The sequence below is a fragment of the Mucilaginibacter sp. P2_D11 genome, assembly GCF_056404435.1.
In genome coordinates this window covers 129794-146949 of the sequence record NZ_JBFUEA010000015.1, presented here as the reverse complement: position 1 = coordinate 146949, position 17156 = coordinate 129794, and the positions used below count along the sequence as shown (strand labels likewise).

Sequence of the window (17156 nt, the reverse complement as noted above, 5' to 3'; positions counted from 1 at the left end):
CATTTCCACACGAGTCCTCTCCACCCCCAAAAATCCCATTAGAATTTATTAGAAACCCACACATAAAAACTACCGAAAAGCTGGAAAAAGCTGGAAATTTTAGACGCGTTTTTGCCCAAAAACAGCGGTTTTTGCCCTAATTCCCTGGCCCGAAAAAACATCGAAATCCTCCGAAAAACGAAGAAAAACGAAGAAAAACACAGAAAAACACGGGAAAAACCCCGGTATTATTACATGTTTGCAGCCGCGGTTTCACCTGAATTTTCTATAAAATAAAACTGGACAAGAAAAGGCTTTTTTGGTCCGTTTCGGGCCGCTGAATTTCTCCTCCCCCCGACTAATTCAACATCTGCTTTTTATAGGTATTGGGGCTGATGCCTGTTTCCTTTTTGAACAGGCGCGAGAAGTACGACAGGTTCTCGAAACCGAGTTCGTAAGCTATCTCCGATACGGATAGGTCCTCGCCCAGCAGGCGGTTCTTGGCCTCGGAGATGAGGTAGATGTGGATATGCTCCAGCGCGGTTTTGCCGCTTTCCTGTTTCAGCACATCAGTAAGGTAGCCGGGCGAAATATTGAGCCGACTGGCCATATCCTGCACCGATGGCAGGCCCTTGCTGGCCAGCAAACCAGTTGATACATAATTGCTTATCTCCTGGTTAAACCGGGTAACCGTTTTGCCCGAAATCTCGGCCCGGTTGATGAACTGCCGCTTGTAGAACCGCTGGGCATACTTGAGCATGGTATCTACGTTGGCGAGGATGATTTCGCGGCTGTACTCGTCCTGGTTGTTGTTATACTCACCCTCAATGATGCTGTAGAGTTCCCAAACGGTCTTTTCCTCGCGGGGCGAGAGGTGCAGCGCTTCGTTTATCTCGTAATCGAAGTAGTGGTATTTCCTGATCTCGGCATGCAGGGGGTGCCCGCTCAGGTAGTCCTCGTGCACGAACATCATGAAACCGTCTTCCTCAAACTGGAGGTTTTTCATTTCTATCACCTGCCGGGGTTTAAAGAACATCATGGAGCCGGCTTCATGGTCGTACCGGGTGCGGCCATACAGCACCATGCCCGATTTGATCTTCTTGAAACCGATCATATAAAAATCGCTGGTGAACTCGCGGTCGCCCATGCTGCAGGCGTGGTCACAGCGGTAGGCGCTGAAGAGCGGGCTCTCAGGTGCGGGGAAACCATTCTCGCGGTGCAGTTCGGTGAGGTTCTTATAGTGTTTCATGGCGGGTAAATTAACAAGCCACAAACTACGCAATTTGCATGCACAGCTTGTGGCTCAGGGTGTTAAAATGATTTATTAATGACCGTGGGCAGCTGCAGATACCTCTTTCCAGGCATCGAAGTCCGCCTGGCGGGCGGCATAAACACCGGCTACCATCGGGTAAGCTACCTTACCCAGCAGGAAGTGCAGCGGCGGGTTCTGGCTGTCTATCAGGGCCAGTACGGCATCTGAGGTGGTTTCGGGGTTGCCCCAGGTATCGGGCGTAGCACCTTCGGCAAAGGCTTGTTTTACGGGGGCGTATGCCTCAATGGCTTCAGTTTGTGCAGCCGATGCGCCACTCCAATCGGTAGAAAAGCCATTAGGCTCGATGAGGCTTACGTTGACGCCGAAGCCCTTTACCTCTGTTGCCAGGGTTTCGGTTAAGCCGTTTACTGCAAATTTGGATGCATTGTAGAGGCCTAAAACCGGCAGGGTCATCAGGCCCAGTACGCTGGATACCTGTATGATGTGCCCGCTCTGCTGCTGGCGCATGATAGGCGTTATGGCCTGCGTTACCCAAAGCAGCCCGAAGAAGTTGGTTTCCATCTGTTGGCGGGCCTGCTCTTCGGTAGTTTCTTCTATGGCACCGAATAAGCCGAAGCCTGCGTTATTGATCAACACGTCTATACGGCCAAAGTGTTCTTTTGCTTTGTTTACAGCGGCGAAGCTGGCGACGCGGTCGGTAACGTCCAGTTGGATGGGGAGTACCGCATCGCCGAATTCGGTTACCAGGTCGTTAAGGCTATCGGTATTGCGGGCGGTTGCGGCGACTTTATCGCCACGTTTTAAAAGGGCCTTTGCCCAAATTTTACCGAAACCACGCGAGGCACCGGTAATAAAGATTATTTTTGACATTGCTTGTTTTGTTATTTGTTGATAACAAAGGTATGGCGGCGTGGTCGGCAGGATTTATACAAAACACGGGATGTTTAGCACAGATTGTGGTAGATTAGCTGTCAGAGCATAACATGGTGGTCTACCGCAGAAGCAGTATGCGAACTTTTTTGGAAAAGTGATGAAAGGATTGGGAAGATGACACCTAAGAGTGCGTCGATTGCTGAACGAAATTCCTCAGTAAGGTGAGATGCCAGTTTACTTGGGCGGTTAGCAGTTTAAACCAACCGCCCAAAGCGCATCATTTAAGTGACGAAGGTTCCTTCCCTCCCATTAATCGGCTTTCTCGATCCTGCCCGAGCCGGAATGGCTTTCGTTAATGATTTTTGCATTGCCCGAATATTGTAAACTACCCGACCCGGATATACGTGCCGGAACGGACTGGTTTGCTGTGATGCGGATACTGCCCGAGCCGGAAATGGAGGCATCTACGGTGTTTACCTGCAACGCCTTTGCGTTTACTTCGCCCGAGCCTGATACACTGATGCGGGTATTGTTGCCGCTACCGCTTAATTTGGCATTGCCCGATCCGCTTACCCCGATCAGGATGCTTTCGGCCTTTACTGCCGCTGTTAGGTTGCCCGATCCACTTACTTCTATTTTGGCGCGCTGCCCGGTTATGGTACCGACAGCCAGTACCGCATTGCCCGAGCCGCCGCTGCCCAGATAGTTTAAACTTTTTGCCGAGATATAAATATTGGCGCGTTTAATATCGCGGTGTTTTTTCCAGCCGCCTTTTAGTTCTACCTTCAATACGCCGTCTTCTACTTTTGTTATTACGTCTTTTTCGGCATCGGCATCCACATCCAGGGTTAAGCTTTCGGTACCGTCTATTTTGATGGTTACGTTAAACGGGCCGTTGCATTCGATGCCGGTATAGCCGGATACCGTGCGTGTGGTTGTTTGTGCTGTAGCGCTTGTAAACATAAAGAACACGCAAACGAGCGTTAAGATGGCGGATAGGTGCTTTTTCATACAGGTAATTTTTGATAATGTATTTTAATGATTGGTTACGCTAAGGTAATCAATTGCTGTACCTTTTTTATATATAGCTTAATTACAGATACTTGCGTTATTTATAAAGGTAAGGATTGTCCGTTTTTGGTACAGCAGGTGGGCGGAAATGGGCGGGTTAGTGAGTGGGGATTGGTTGCATAATGGATTACCGCAAGGCACTTTCAAAGATACATGCGGAGACGTGTACGGTAGCGCCTTATGTGGAAATAAACTTATCTTTAAAGCCGGAGCCTTACGGCAGGGAATAAACCCCCAGCGCGCTGCATTCGTTCGATGATTATGATGCCCTAACTGCCCTTTATCTCATGAAAAAAATTTACTTAACCTTAGCTACAGCATTTATTACAGTTCAGTTTTCTTTTGCTCAAAACACATTCCCTCCATCTGGCAATACGGGTATCGGCACCGGCAAGCCGGCATATCCGCTACAGGTTAACGGAATAGCAACTTTTACCGATGGCACCCCCATTGGCGTTGGTGCGCTTGGCATACCGGCGGCCATTTTGGGTAGCCAGGCAATTTTTTCTACCACAGCCAGCGATAATTTTAAGATAGCGAATTTTAATTATGCCGAGCAAAAAGCTGCCACCATTGGCTCAATACAGGGTACAGAGGGCTTTGTGGCAGTCTCTCACCCCTCTGGCGTCGTAAACCTGGCTCTGGGTACCATTGGGAATGTGCAGCTCAATAGTGCACAAACTTTAGCCAGCGCGGTTAGCGTACAGGGCGGGGGCAACACCAGTATGCCGGGGACTATTACCAGCTGGAAGATCTTCCGCGCCGGCATAGGCAATACAGGCGCGGCTAAAATAGCCAATGCATACGGGCTGTATGTAAATACTTTCCCCGTTGGGGTGGGCAATAAGTATGGTGTATACGTGGAAGATAGCAGCGCAAACAATTTTTTTGCGGGGAACGTTGGGATAGGCGTATCAAACCCTCAGGAAAAATTGTCGGTTAGTGGTACCATTCGCGCCAGGGACGTTAAAGTCGATTTAGGCCCCACAGGCAATGCTTTAAAGCCAGGTTATACGTTAACACCGCTTTTAAAACTGAAAGTCTATATCGATCAAAAACATAACCTTCCGCAAATGCCATCGGCGGGCGATGCACCTAATAATGGTGTAAGCCTTGTGGAGATGAATAAACTGCTGCTGCAAAAAGTAGAAGAACTTACTTTATACCTGATTGAGAAAGATAAGCAGGTAAAAATGCTGGAAGAAAAACAGCGGGCCCAGGACCAGCTCAGCCAAAAAATATTGAAACAACTTGTACAGATACAAAATCAACTGAACAGTAATAAGAAACTGAAACCGTGAGGGGCCTGCCTGTTTTTTTCTTAACTTTAAAAAGCAGATGCCTCCAAGGCAACGCCCTGCTTTAGCCAATTATCTATTCTTTTAAAAAGAACCATCTATGACAAGTTCCTACTCGCGCCGTAAATTTTTACAAACATCTTCGCTGCTGGTAGCGGGGGCCGCCGTCGCATCCTCATTTACTTTAAAAAAAGACAAGCCACTGCTTAGCTTCTCTACCCTAGGCTGCCCGGATTGGCCGTTTAATCAAATCGTTGATTTCGCGGCATTGCATGGCTTCAGCGGGCTGGAACTGCGGGGCATTCAGCGAGAAATGGATCTGACCAAGGTTAAAGAGCTGTCACGCCCGGAAACCCGGAAAGATACCCTGCAACTAATGAAAGATAAAGGACTGCGTTTTGTAGACTTAGGCTCGTCCTGCGCGCTGCACTTTGCCGAGGGTGCCGAGCGGCAGAAAAACCTGGACGAAGGCAAACGCTTCATCGACCTGGCACAGCAACTGGATTGCCCCTTTGTGCGTGCCTTCCCTAATAACATTCCGAAAGGACAAGATAAGGCCGTGACCATGGCACTGATAACATTAGGATTATTGGAACTGGCTGAGCATGCCAAAGGCAGCAAGGTGAGCATCCTGTTAGAATCACACGGCGACCTGGTGCAAATAAGTGACCTGGAAATGGTGATGAAGGCTGCCACACACCCAAACGCCGGCCTCATTTGGGATGTGGTGAACATGTGGAGCATTACCCGCGAGGCACCTGCCGATGCATACAAAGTTTTGAAGCCCTACATCAGGCATACGCATATAAAAGATGCGAAGATACTGAGGGGTGACGATGTGAAAAAAGGAGAGAACCTGCAATACGTACTGTTGGGTCAAGGCGATACCCCTATTTTAGAGGCAGTAGATATCCTGAAGAACGGTGGCTACAAAGGCTATTACAGCTTTGAATGGGAAAAACTCTGGCACCCTGAATTGAGCGACCCGGCTATTGCAATTGCTGATTATGCTAAGTTGATGAAGGAGAGGTTGGGGTAGGCACTAAAAAACGTCGTCATTGCGAGGAGGTACGACGAAGCAATCATCGGCAAGGAGGTCAACAACGCAAGGCAGACTTGCAAAGCCGCCTTGCTTCCCGATGATTGCCACGCTATCGCTCGCAAGGACGTTAGGGGATAAATTCGCTGTATACTTACAACAACCCCTTACTATAAACCCCTTCATCAAACCCAAAAAACAAAAACCCATCTTTTTCTATCACGGGGCGTTTTATCATGCTGGTTTTTTCTTTTAACAGGGCAAGCGCATCTTCTTTGGTTTTGATACCTTCCTTTACTTCAGGATCAAGCTGTTTATAGGTAGTACCCTGTTTGTTCATGATTTTTTCGTAGCCTGCTTTGGCTTCCCATTCTTGCAGTTTTTCAGCACTTATGCCCAGCTTTTTAAAATCGTGAAATTCGTAAGGAACGTTGTTGGTTTTTAGCCAGTCGAGCGCTTTTTTTACTGTGTTGCAGTTGGTGATGCCGTAAATTTTCATGGGGGCAAAGGTAGGGAAATGTCTGAACTCGAATTTTAAAGAATTCGGAGAATTTACAGAATTAAGAAACTATACATTCTGTTGATTCCTTAATTCGGCAAATTCGAGTTCAGACAAATTCTAATTCGATGGCGCACTTTTCCCTTGCGTATCGTCATTATTAATGCCCCGCTGGTTCTTTTTGATGTTAGCGCTCAGCTTACCAAATTTGTAATTGATACGGATGGCAAAGCTGCGGTAGCGGTTGCTGAAGAACGATGATTGCTCAAAATCAGGCGTGGTGGTGTAGGATTTAAAGGTACGGAACTTAGCATAGGGATTATTGGCCACCGCCGATATGGTGAGCGTTTTCTTAAGAAACTCCTTACCCAATACGTACGAGGAAAATATGCCGCTGCCGTTTTTCCCCTGCAACAAAACATTACTACTAAAATAGCCGGCATCAATGCCAAAGCGGTACCCCTCGGCAAATTTGTAGCCCAGATTGGTAAACACGTTGCCGGTAAAACCGTCGTTTTTATAGAACTGGCCGCTATAAGTACCCTTTAGCCATACATGGCTGATGCGGGCATTTAAACTGAATGATATCTTTTTGGTAAGCGCGTAGTTGCTGTTTAGGTTTAAACCCAGCGTACGATTACTGCCGAGGTTTTGGTAGGTGGTGGTGGTAACGGTATCGGGGTGGGCGCTGCCGGCGTTCTCTATATCGATGCTGGTAACATTTTGGATGGCATTGTTAGAGAAGGCATAGCTAAGGCTGGCATTGATAGAGCCTTTGGAGAAATTGCTGTATGTGAGTTCGAACGTATTGTTCAGCTCGGGGCGCAGGTCGGGGTTACCGGTGTTGATGAATTTGGGGTTGCTCCTGTCGATAAACGGATTCAGTTGAAAAATGCCCGGGCGTTGTATGCGCTGCGTAAAGCCAAGGCTTACGCTGCTTTTGCTAAAGCTGCGCTGTACCGATATAGATGGGATAAGGTTATTATAACCCTTATCCAGCGGCGTACCCGAAAAATCGGCGTTCACCTCTGTGCGCTCCAGCCTGGCTCCAAATTTGGCGGTAAATTTGGTGAACTTTAACTGGTAAGAGTTGTAAAAGCTATACACATCCTGGTGGTAGTTGAAGATGTTGGTTTGGGCATCGTTAATAACATATTGGCTGCTTACCGGGTCGAAATCTTCGCGGCGGAAATCACTAAAATTATTACGCAGGATAGCCTTCGCACCGGCTTCTATACTCACTTTTTTTATGGGGTAAGCATAATCCAGTTGAAAGGTGTGTTCGCGGTTACCCGCCTCGTTGTACTGGCGGTAGTTGGGCTGCAGGGCTTCTGCATAATTTACGCGGTTGCTGAATAGGTTATCGGCAAATATAGTGCCGGGCCCGTAGCTGTATTTATAACTTAGGGTAAGCAATTCGTCTTTATGGCCCTTGAACCCAAGCTGGTAGTTTAGGCTTAGGTCCATACCACGATCATGGTTGTACCCATCTGATGCTAAATTGTAACCTTGCATAAGCCCGCCTGCGCTATTTGTTTGGGCAGATAGCTGGGTGCTGCTCTGGTCGAAATCGCCCTGAAACATTTGATACGAACCCGTGATAAGGTTAAGCGAATCTATCTCGTAGCTCAGCTCGGCATTGGCATATTTAAAGTGGCCGCCAAAGGTATTTTCTCCGTTTTGCTGGATGGTGGTATTCTGCGCAAAAAAGGTTTGCGAAGTGCTGAATGGGTTGCTGTTATGCCCGTTGCTGCCTATCCCCCCAAAAAGCGACAGCCCCAACTTGCCTTGTTTTACCGTACCGTTTAAATTAATTGCCGGCCCGAAAACGCTATTGATGCGTGAGTTTAAGCTACCGTTGTACCCCTGGTCGCCATTTTTTTTGGTGATGATGTTGATGATGCCTGCCAATCCCTCGGCATCGTACTTGGCCGGAGGTGTGGTTATCACTTCGATTCGCTCGATATTGGTGGCGGGCATAGCCTTTAGCACATCAGATGGGTTCCGGGCCATTAGTGCCGATTCCTTACCGTTGATGAGTATCTTGTAGTTGCCACTGCCTTTCAGCTGTATCTTATCGTCGGCATCTACCGATAACATCGGTACTTTGCGCATCATATCCAATGCCGAAAGGGCTTTGCTTTCCGGGTCGGCCAGTACGTCATAGCTTATGCGGTCAACCTCCTGCCTCATCAAGGGGCGGGCCGCGGTTACGGTCACCTCATTAAGCTGTTTATTGCCTGAGGATAGCATCAGTTTGCCCAGGTCTATACTGGCATCGCCTTTTATGTCGATGGTTTTGCTGCGGTAGCCCATAGATACGATGGTAAGCTTATAGGCTTTTGCGGGCAGGTTGGCTAAGGAGAAGGTGCCGTCATCTTTACTTAGGGTGCTTTTTACCGGCGCGTTGGTGGCTGCATCAGCTAATGCAATGGTTGCATAATCCAATGGTTTATTTGCGGCAGAATCTATCACCATGCCTTTAATAGTAATAGGCGCGGTGCTTTGCGCAAAAGACAAAGTGCAGCTTAAACTGGCTATGGCGGCAAGTAAAAATATTCTCATTGTAATAGTTTTGGTTTACAAGACGCACAAAGCTATAGCACCGTTGCACCCAAAAATGCCATTTAACATCTTTTAACTAAATTTTTAGGTAACAGTTTTGATACAAGGTCGCTCATGGGCAAGCAGGGCTGGATCCGGGTGATTATTACAAGCCCATTTTCACGAAATTATTGATAGCGATAAGTAATCTTCTGCGCCCATTGCCCCGGTAATCTAAAAACAAGAAGTGGCCTCCGGCAATCGTCAGTTTCTTTTTATTTGGTGCGTTTGCAAGCTCATCATAAAAAGTATCCACATCTATCGGTCGCGACCAAAAGTCTTTGTCGCTACGGATAATTAGCGTGGGTACCGTGATATCTTTCGCATCCCAATATTTTCGGCCGCCGGCCATATAAAAGCTTTCTTTACGAAACCCTCCCGGCGTTTTAAGCAAATGCTCATCGTTAAAACTCACCGCGCTTTTGGCAAAGGCTTGTATGGTGGCAGAATCTGCCTTGCTGATAGTGTCGGCCTCTGCCAACCCCATCTTCCAGATATCGGCAACTGCCTGCTCGTCGGATTGGCGATAAGCGGAAATGCTATTACTGAATTTAGAGGAATCGGCAGCATCTGCAAAAGCTTCGTTAAATGCCCAGGGAGCTTTTACGCCGTAGAGGCTATTGAGTACGATAAGGTTGGCTACTTTGTCGTTATGTAGGGTAGTATAGTAAGCCGCCCAATGCCCGCCCGCAGCCCAGCCAAACAGGTTTATTTTACCAGCGGGGTTGCCTTGCAGCACATAATTCACTACGGCGTCTATGTCAGAAGCCGCTTCCTGGCAACTGCCCGCAACCAGGGAGGTATCGGCAAGGTTGTAAGCCGGCGCTGTAGAATGTTCCCAGCCGCGTATGTTCATCAGATAAACGGTAAAACCACCAAGTGCGAGCGATTTGGCGAACGAGGCATCCTCTAAATTCAAATCGAAAGAGGTGGTAGCTCCCGTGCCACCATGTATCAGCAGCAGCGGCAGTTTACGGCGCGATGAGTAGGTAGTTTCTACAATTTTGCGCACCTGCAATTGCAACGGGCCGTTGGTTACAAAAAAATCAGTGGTGGTATAGTTGCTTTGGGCCGATGCCGCGCTTAAGGTAAACAGCAACGCGCAGGTAAGCGCTAACGCATAAAATTTACTAAGCATAATACAGCTTAAACTTTAATAGGGCTTTAAAATTATGGGCGACAGGAAATTTACGAGATAAGGTTGTTTACTTTTTCTACCAGTTCGGTAAGGTCGAACGGTTTGTTGATAATGGCATCGCAGCCGTAGCGCAAAAGTTCTGCATCACGGTTGATGTAGGCCGAAAAAATTATAACAGGCACGTTGCCGAATTTGGGATGCGCTTTTATCTGACGGCAAAGCTCGCCGCCGTTAGTGCCCGCTACACGGTAATCCAATATCACCAGGTCGGGTTTAAATTCCTCAACCAAAGGCATTACCTCTTCGCTTTCGCCGGTACTCCTTACCTCAAAATTTTCGTAGGTGAGGGTCTCGTGCACTATGTCCAGAATGTCCTGGTTGTCGTCTAATACTAAAATACGCTTTACCATAAAAGATGTTTAATAAACTACAAAAAGCCCAAAATGGTATTCAAGTATATGATTTTTTTTACCGCTGCATTCAAAAACTACAGATAGCGCAAATATTCGGGGGAAAGGCTGTTCAAAAATAGCATAATTATTTTACATAGTTTAAATTAAAAGAATATGAACGGGGTGTTTCTTATTAATTGTATTATTATTGTTATATATAAAACGTGAAAACAAACCAAAGCCAAGCTGGCAATTTAAACCAGCAAAATTTCTCTGATTTAATGGCACAGGCCCCTGTAGCTATAGGTGTTTTGCGCGGTTTCGAACTGGTTATCGAACTGGCCAACGAACAAATGTTGCAAGTATGGGGCAAAGGCCGGGAGGTTATAGGGATGCCCCTTACCCAGGGCCTGCCCGAAATTGTGGGTCAGCCGTTCATCAGCATCCTGCAGGGCGTTTATGATACGGGTGTTACCTACTACGGTTATGAAGCCAGCGTATTTTTAGTACGCAATAATGTAAAGGGCCAATACTATTTCAATTTTGTTTATCAGCCCATAACGGCACCCGGCGAAGGTATAACGGGCATTATGGTGATAGCAACCGATGTTACCGAGCAAGTAAACTCGCGCCGGAAGCTGCAGGATGCAGAAGAGCGCTTGCGTCTGGCTGCTGAAGCTACCGGCCTGGGCACTTTCGATCTGGATTTGCAAAGCGGGGCCATCATCCACTCTCCGCGACTGGCTGCTATATTCGGTAGGGATAGCTCGCAAAATATCGCCCATAACGAATTGCGCCAGATAATACTACCTGCCGACCTGCACATCCTGATAAAAGCTTTTGATGAAGCCCTGCTTACGGGTATTTATTTTTACGAAGCAAGGGTGGTTTGGCTGGATGCTACTATACATTGGATACGTACTACCGGCAAAATACTTTATAGCGATGCCGGCGTGCCGGTGCGCATGCTGGGAACCGTGCAGGACATAAGCGAGCAAAAGCGCATTATGCAGGACCTAAGCAAAAGCGAAGAAAACCTAAGGTTGGCTACGCAGGCAGCGGAGCTAGGCACCTTTGATATGGACCTGATGAACCAAAGCCTGATTTGGGACAACCGCTGCCGCGAACTGTTCGGCATAGATGATGGCGGGCCGGTAAGTTACGAAACGTCCTTTTTATTAGGGCTGCATCCCGACGACCGCCAAAAAACCGACGATGCGGTTACCCACGCCTTCAACAAAGGCCTTAGCAACGGCGAGTATGATGTAGAGTATCGCACTATAGGCATAACCGATAAACGCCTGCGCTGGGTACGGGCAAAGGGCAAAGTAATGTTTACCGACGAGGAAGTGCCTTACCGCTTCATTGGCACTGTGCTGGATATTACCGAAAGCAAACAGGACGAGATACGCAAGAACGATTTTATTGCCATGGCCAGCCACGAATTGAAAACGCCGCTTACCTCGCTAAAAGCCTATATACAATTACTACTCTCTAAAGCGGTAACCGCCGGCGATGCCTTCCTGATAAATGCCTTGCAGAAATCAGAAAACCAGGTAAACAAAATGACCAAGCTTATCTACGGTTTCCTGGACCTTTCCAAGCTCGAATCGGGTAAATTAACATTGGACAAAAGCGAAACGGACATCAATGGCCTGATAGAAGAGGTGGTGGCCGATTACAGGCCCATCGCCGCAAGCCATATTATTACGTTTGAGGGAGGGCCACTGGTTATTTTAGAGGCCGACCGTGAAAAGATTGGGCAGGTAATCAATAACCTCATTAGCAATGCGGTAAAATATTCGCCCAAAAACACAGCAGTAAAGGTATCGATACAAACACAGGAGGGACGGGTAAAAGTATCTGTGCAGGACCGGGGCATTGGCATTAAGTTAAAAGATCAGCAAAACATCTTCAAACGCTTTTACAGGGTAGAAGACGAAAGCACCAGGGGATTCAGCGGTTTCGGCATAGGGCTTTACCTGTGCGCCGAAATAGTAGAACTGCATCATGGCAAAATAGGCGTAGAAAGCCAGGAAGGGCAAGGAGCCGAGTTCTATTTCATACTGCCGGTGTAACTTCTCCCTTCTCTCATCGTTGTTTCGAGGAGCGGCGCGCGAAACGTGCGGCGACACGACGTGGCAATCATAGCCAAGCAGAGTCCACTACGATTTTCCTGCCGATGATTGCCATGCTATCGCTCGCAAAGACGATGGGTAGTTGAAGACCGCACACAAAAAAAGCCCAAGGCCAATCGCCGTGGGCTTCCCTGCGTAAAAACTCCTTAATTAATATGGGTATGCTTTACCCGGATGCGCTGCTTTCCAGGCCCTGCGGCGTTGCAGCCACGCGGCATGTTTCTTTTTCTGTTCGCGCCTGCGTGCTTCGTTGCCAATAATGTAACCGCCGCCTGCACCTATGGCACCGCCTATTACGGCACCGCCTACGTTGTGGCCAATTAATGCGCCGGCAACGGCACCACCGGCACCACCTATAATAGCGCCCTTACCTTGTTTGCTTAATCCTTTTTTCTGTTGGGCCTCGGCATTAATGCTTAAACCTGAGGTTAATGCCATAATTAGGCCGCCGTATATGAATATCTTTTTCATGGTGATAGTATCTAAATATGGCTTGCTATTACAAATAGCAGGCCACGCTGTTTACATACTATGGGAGTGCTTAAAACGGCTATGGTTTAATGCGCTATTGTAGGAAATGGATAATTGCGTCAGAAAACTGTATAGTTTTCCCTGCATTATTATGGTCGCCGGGCACGGTAGCCATCTGCGCATGCGGTATCAGTTTCTGCAAATCGGCAACGTCGCCATTGGTGGTGTCCTCGGTGCCATCTATCAATAGTACCGGTATCTTCAACTTTGCCAGTTCGGCAGGGCTGGTACTGGGCTGATGCTTTTGCTGTAGGGCAAGCGCCACTTTATCAAAAGGGTTCTTGTTTATCCATACCATCATATCATCAACATCATGCATGCTGGTATCGCCCTCCAGGGCTTTCCATGCGTGTATGCGGCGTTGCCAGTTGGGGTTGGTATAATCGGCACCCATGCCGCCCATTACGGCCTTCTGCACGCGTTTATCCAGCACCATCACGCGCGAGGTAATGATAGAACCGCGCGAGTAACCAATAACATCATACTTTTTTATGCCAAGGCTGGTGACCAAGCCCATCACGTCCTTAGCTTCGGCATCGTTGTTATAGCCAGCATCGGTATGCGGCTTATCAGAGCGGCCATTTCCGCGCATATCCAGTATAATTACCTTATACCCCTGTTTCAGCAGATTGCCGTAAAGCAGGCCGTTCTTCCATCCTTGCGCTGTGCCGGTGAAGCCGTGCAGCATCACCACCGGGAACCCCTCCCCTTTTACTTCATAATAAATTTTGGTGCCATCGAACGATGTGTAATAGCTGCCATCGTTAGCTATTGCCTGTGCATATATTTTTGTGCCGAATGCCAGGCAAAGGGCGAGGATGATTACCTTTTTCATTATTGATGGTTTTTAAACGAATACATTCAATAGCAGCACCCCCGCCAGTCCCACAACCGATACCACCGTTTCCATTACACTCCAGGAGAGGAACGTATCTTTTATAGTGAGGTTGAAATACTCTTTATACAACCAAAAACCGGAATCGTTCACATGCGAGAAAGCCAAACTGCCCGCACCTACAGATAATACCATGAGGTTGCGGTTGATGCTTGGGTCTTTAACGAACAGGGTTGAGACGATGCCTGCCGCCGTTAATCCTGCTACTGTGGCCGAACCCAAACTTATACGGATGATTGCCGCTATCAACCAGCCCAAAAACAAAGGCTGCAGGTTGAGGGCTTTGAGGCTGTTAGCAATTTGGTTGTTGATGCCAGCATCGGTAAGTACATTCTTAAACGCGCCCGAACCACCGATGATTAGCAGGATGAGGGAGATATCCTTAATGGCATCGGTATAAATACCGGCCAACTGGCCCATGTTTTTTTTCTGTTTTATACCGAGTGTGTAGGTGGCTACTATAAGCGCGATAAGCATTACGATGGGCGGGTCGCCTATAAAGGCTATAACTTTGTGCAGGTAGTCTTTATTATCACCAATGAAAGGGAACGCAGCTGTAATGCCCAGTAGCAGCACGGGCAGCAGGGCCGCAAAAAAGCTATTGGCGGCACTTGGCAGTTTTTCCTGCGGTATTTCTTCGGCGCGGAAAGTAGCCAGGGGTTCTGACGGGATGTTCTTGAGGAATTGCGACAATACCGGGCCGGCAACTATAATGGCCGGAATGCCCACAATAAGCCCGTATAACAGCGTAATCCCCATGTTGGCCTGAAACTGCACTACCAATGCCGATGGGGAGGGGTGCGGCGGCAAAAAGCCATGCGTTACCGATAGTGCCGCCAGCATGGGCAAACCAATGTAAACTGCAGGCAGCTTATACTTATACGTTACCGAGAATATCAAAGGTACCATCAACACAAAGCCGATACCGTAAAACAGGGGGATACCCACCACAAACGCAGCGGTTACTAAAGCTAGTTGTATATATTTTGTGCCGAATGCATTTACCAGCACCTCGGCAATTTTTTGCGCCGCGCCGCTGGTGGCCACCAGTTTGCCCAGCATAGCACCCAGGCAAATAATAATGGCCAACTGCCCCAGCGTGTCGCCCAGCCCTTTTTGTACCGAGCCGGCTATCTTACCCAGCGGGATGCCCAGGCACAACCCGGCAGTAATAGATACGATAAGGAAAGCCAAAAACGGGTTTACTTTAGCCCAGCTTACCAGCAATATGAGCAACACGATGCAAAAAAATATGACCAGCATGGATAAATGGTTATTAACAGGTGCATCTAAAGTAACAACATTTATGTAAAAGATGAACAAGGCCTTTTATTTTAGACAGATATTATTAGGTATCTTTAGCTTAGCATGAGAAAAGCATTCATAATGGCACTGCAAAAACTAAAAATATTAAGATGGGTGGCCGCCGTTATTCTACCCACCGCGATAACATTGGGGATGTTGGTGATCTTCAACTATATATATCCCTACCGGATCTATTGGTTGCCTCTTTTTAATTTACATTTTTTGATACACGGAGTTGATTTGATTTTTGTGTACAGTTCTTATGTTCTGCTATGTTGCTCATTGGCCCCCTCTCCAAGAAAGTATGGGATTCTGATAACGTTTACAGGTGGCGCGTTGGTAATGTATGCTGGACTTAGGTCGCTGTGGATACACCAGCAATGGCCAAAAGGGCCGAAAATGATTATTGTAAGCACTTTAATTTTTATCATCATTGGCTTGGCAATAGGCGTTATATTAAGTTTCAAAATATTAAAGAATAAAGGTTGGTCTGTTAACAAAGAGGTTGTTCATGAAAATCAGCGCAACGCACTTGACTTACCGACGTCCTAAATCACAACTATGCAAAAAATATATGCGCTTTTCGTTTTGGTACTCGTTGGCATCAGCGCCTCCGCCCAAACGCCCGATAGCCTGCTGAAACCTTCGCCGGTAAAAACCATCAGTAATAGCCAATATGATGCGCTGATGAAAGGCCAGGATTTGTACCAGATGAGCCTGGTTGCCGACCTGAATGGTTACCCATCGGCACAAAAGGCTTTAAAATACAAGAAAGAGCTCGGCCTTAGCCCTACCCAAATCGCTGCCTTAACCAAAATAAACACCGAGTTACAGCGTAAGAAAATAGAAATGGGTGGCTTTATAGTAACTAACGAAGCTAAGCTGGATGGTCTGTTCCAGTCGAAAAAGGTAAATGATGGGGATATATTATTTTTTGCCAACCGCTACGGATTGTACCTTGGCGAACTGCGCATAGCCATTTTAACTGCGGCTTATAATACCCGGCTGCAGCTTGCGCCGTCGCAAATAGAAAAGCTCAAATCATTCAAAAACGAATAATTGACAATATGCCGTTTGATTTTTTTAATTTAGCGGCTCAATAAATCGTATGAAGATTACATTTGATTTTGAAAAACCGCTGGCAGAGCTTCAGGGGCAGATAGAAAAGGTGCAGCAGGTGGAAGAGAAGAATAAGCTGGATATGAGCGCCACCATTGCCGAACTGGAAGCCAAACTGGAAGCCGCAAAAAAAGAAATATACAGCAACCTTACCGGTTGGCAAAAGGTGCAGATATCGCGCCACCCCGAACGCCCTTACACCCTGCAGTACATAGAGCTGATGTGCGATGATTTCATCGAGATGCATGGCGACCGTACCGTAGGCGACGATAAGGCCATCATCGGCGGCTTTGGCACTTTAAACGGCCAAACCGTAATGTTCATTGGCCACCAAAAGGGCCGTAACACCAAAGAGCGCCAGTACCGCAACTTTGGCATGGCGAATCCAGAGGGTTACCGCAAAGCTTTAAGACTGATGAAAATGGCTGAAAAATTCGGCAAGCCGGTAGTTACGCTGATAGATACCCCCGGCGCATTCCCAGGCCTGGAAGCGGAAGAGCGCGGACAGGGCGAAGCCATAGCCCGCAATTTGCTGGAAATGGCCGTACTGAAAGTACCGGTTATATGCGTAGTTATTGGCGAAGGCGCATCGGGCGGCGCATTGGGCATAGGCATAGGCGATAAAGTAATGATGCTGGATAATAGCTGGTACTCGGTTATTTCGCCGGAGAACTGCTCTACCATCCTGTTTAAAACCTGGGAACACAAGGAGCGTGCAGCAGAAATGCTGAAGCTTACCTCAACTGAGATGCTGAAAAACAAACTCATCGATGGCGTGATAAAAGAACCGCTTGGGGGTGCCCATCAGGATCCGGTTGCTATGGCAGCTACCCTTAAAAAACAACTCCTGAAAGACCTTAAGGTACTTGGCGAACGCAACGTAGATGAACTGGTTGCCGAACGTATAGACAAGTTCTGCAACATGGGCGTAGTGATAGAGGCGTAATTATAGGTGCAGAAATCGAGAGCCAAGAATCAAGAGGAAAAATCGAAGGACAAGAT

General features: G+C 47.6%; 16 protein-coding genes. 6 read left to right on the top strand and 10 right to left on the bottom strand.

The features are described 5' to 3' along the window. Positions 1–337: 337 nt before the first annotated feature. The 3 genes from AC1DXC_RS22025 to AC1DXC_RS22015 all read right to left on the bottom strand — a co-directional run bounded on the left by AC1DXC_RS22025 (position 338) and on the right by AC1DXC_RS22015 (position 3136). Positions 338–1228, bottom strand: coding sequence for a helix-turn-helix domain-containing protein (locus AC1DXC_RS22025; RefSeq protein ID WP_477461328.1), 891 nt, complete (start codon positions 1226–1228; stop codon positions 338–340). A gap of 75 nt (positions 1229–1303) precedes the next feature. Next, complete coding sequence (locus AC1DXC_RS22020; RefSeq protein WP_477461327.1) at positions 1304–2122, bottom strand: SDR family NAD(P)-dependent oxidoreductase; 819 nt, start codon at positions 2120–2122, stop codon at positions 1304–1306. A 312-nt stretch (positions 2123–2434) separates the two neighbouring features. Beyond that, positions 2435–3136, bottom strand: coding sequence for a head GIN domain-containing protein (locus AC1DXC_RS22015; RefSeq protein WP_477461326.1), 702 nt, complete (start codon positions 3134–3136; stop codon positions 2435–2437). Positions 3137–3483: 347 nt separating this feature from the next. Between AC1DXC_RS22015 and AC1DXC_RS22010 the strand changes: the two genes are divergently transcribed. Both AC1DXC_RS22010 and AC1DXC_RS22005 read left to right on the top strand, forming a co-directional pair. Further along, entirely contained in the window at positions 3484–4497 is a 1014-nt protein-coding gene (locus AC1DXC_RS22010; protein ID WP_477461325.1) for a hypothetical protein, read from the top strand. A 97-nt stretch (positions 4498–4594) separates the two neighbouring features. After that, positions 4595–5533 (top strand): sugar phosphate isomerase/epimerase family protein, encoded by a 939-nt coding sequence (locus tag AC1DXC_RS22005; RefSeq protein WP_477461324.1) that lies wholly within the window; start codon positions 4595–4597, stop codon positions 5531–5533. A 154-nt stretch (positions 5534–5687) separates the two neighbouring features. Here the strand turns inward: AC1DXC_RS22005 and AC1DXC_RS22000 are convergent, their stop codons facing one another. The 4 genes from AC1DXC_RS22000 to AC1DXC_RS21985 form a co-directional block, all read right to left on the bottom strand. Further along, positions 5688–6032, bottom strand: a complete 345-nt coding sequence (locus tag AC1DXC_RS22000) for a Spx/MgsR family RNA polymerase-binding regulatory protein (protein ID WP_477461323.1) — start codon at positions 6030–6032, stop codon at positions 5688–5690. Between the two features lie 120 nt (positions 6033–6152). Then, complete coding sequence (locus AC1DXC_RS21995; protein ID WP_477461322.1) at positions 6153–8597, bottom strand: TonB-dependent receptor; 2445 nt, start codon at positions 8595–8597, stop codon at positions 6153–6155. Positions 8598–8742: 145 nt separating this feature from the next. After that, positions 8743–9774 (bottom strand): alpha/beta fold hydrolase, encoded by a 1032-nt coding sequence (locus AC1DXC_RS21990; protein ID WP_477461321.1) that lies wholly within the window; start codon positions 9772–9774, stop codon positions 8743–8745. A gap of 50 nt (positions 9775–9824) precedes the next feature. Then, positions 9825–10184: a response regulator gene (locus tag AC1DXC_RS21985; protein ID WP_477461320.1), complete on the bottom strand. Its 360-nt coding sequence runs from the start codon at positions 10182–10184 to the stop codon at positions 9825–9827. A 263-nt stretch (positions 10185–10447) separates the two neighbouring features. On the opposite strand from AC1DXC_RS21985, the gene AC1DXC_RS21980 reads away from it, so the two are divergent. Next, positions 10448–12244: an ATP-binding protein gene (locus AC1DXC_RS21980; protein WP_477461319.1), complete on the top strand. Its 1797-nt coding sequence runs from the start codon at positions 10448–10450 to the stop codon at positions 12242–12244. Between the two features lie 210 nt (positions 12245–12454). On the opposite strand, the gene AC1DXC_RS21975 is transcribed toward AC1DXC_RS21980, so the two are convergent. From AC1DXC_RS21975 to AC1DXC_RS21965, 3 genes are all read right to left on the bottom strand, one after another. Beyond that, positions 12455–12775 carry a YMGG-like glycine zipper-containing protein gene (locus AC1DXC_RS21975; RefSeq protein WP_477461318.1) on the bottom strand — a complete coding sequence of 107 codons (321 nt, stop codon included), beginning with the start codon at positions 12773–12775 and terminating at the stop codon, positions 12455–12457. A gap of 94 nt (positions 12776–12869) precedes the next feature. Further along, entirely contained in the window at positions 12870–13670 is an 801-nt protein-coding gene (locus AC1DXC_RS21970) for an alpha/beta fold hydrolase (RefSeq protein WP_477461317.1), read from the bottom strand. 12 nt (positions 13671–13682) lie between these two features. Continuing rightward, on the bottom strand, positions 13683–14993 hold the full coding sequence (locus tag AC1DXC_RS21965; protein ID WP_477461316.1) for a gluconate:H+ symporter: 1311 nt from the start codon (positions 14991–14993) through the stop codon (positions 13683–13685). Between the two features lie 105 nt (positions 14994–15098). Here AC1DXC_RS21965 and AC1DXC_RS21960 point away from each other — a divergent pair, with 105 nt between their 5' ends. Genes AC1DXC_RS21960 through AC1DXC_RS21950 form a run of 3 tightly spaced genes read left to right on the top strand, consistent with a single transcriptional unit; the run spans position 15099 to position 17100 of the window. Further along, complete coding sequence (locus AC1DXC_RS21960; protein WP_477461315.1) at positions 15099–15587, top strand: hypothetical protein; 489 nt, start codon at positions 15099–15101, stop codon at positions 15585–15587. Between the two features lie 9 nt (positions 15588–15596). After that, positions 15597–16094, top strand: a complete 498-nt coding sequence (locus AC1DXC_RS21955) for a hypothetical protein (protein WP_477461314.1) — start codon at positions 15597–15599, stop codon at positions 16092–16094. Between the two features lie 49 nt (positions 16095–16143). Next, a complete protein-coding gene (locus tag AC1DXC_RS21950) occupies positions 16144–17100 on the top strand; it encodes an acetyl-CoA carboxylase carboxyltransferase subunit alpha (RefSeq protein ID WP_477461313.1) in 957 nt (318 codons plus the stop codon). Positions 17101–17156 lie beyond the last annotated feature (56 nt).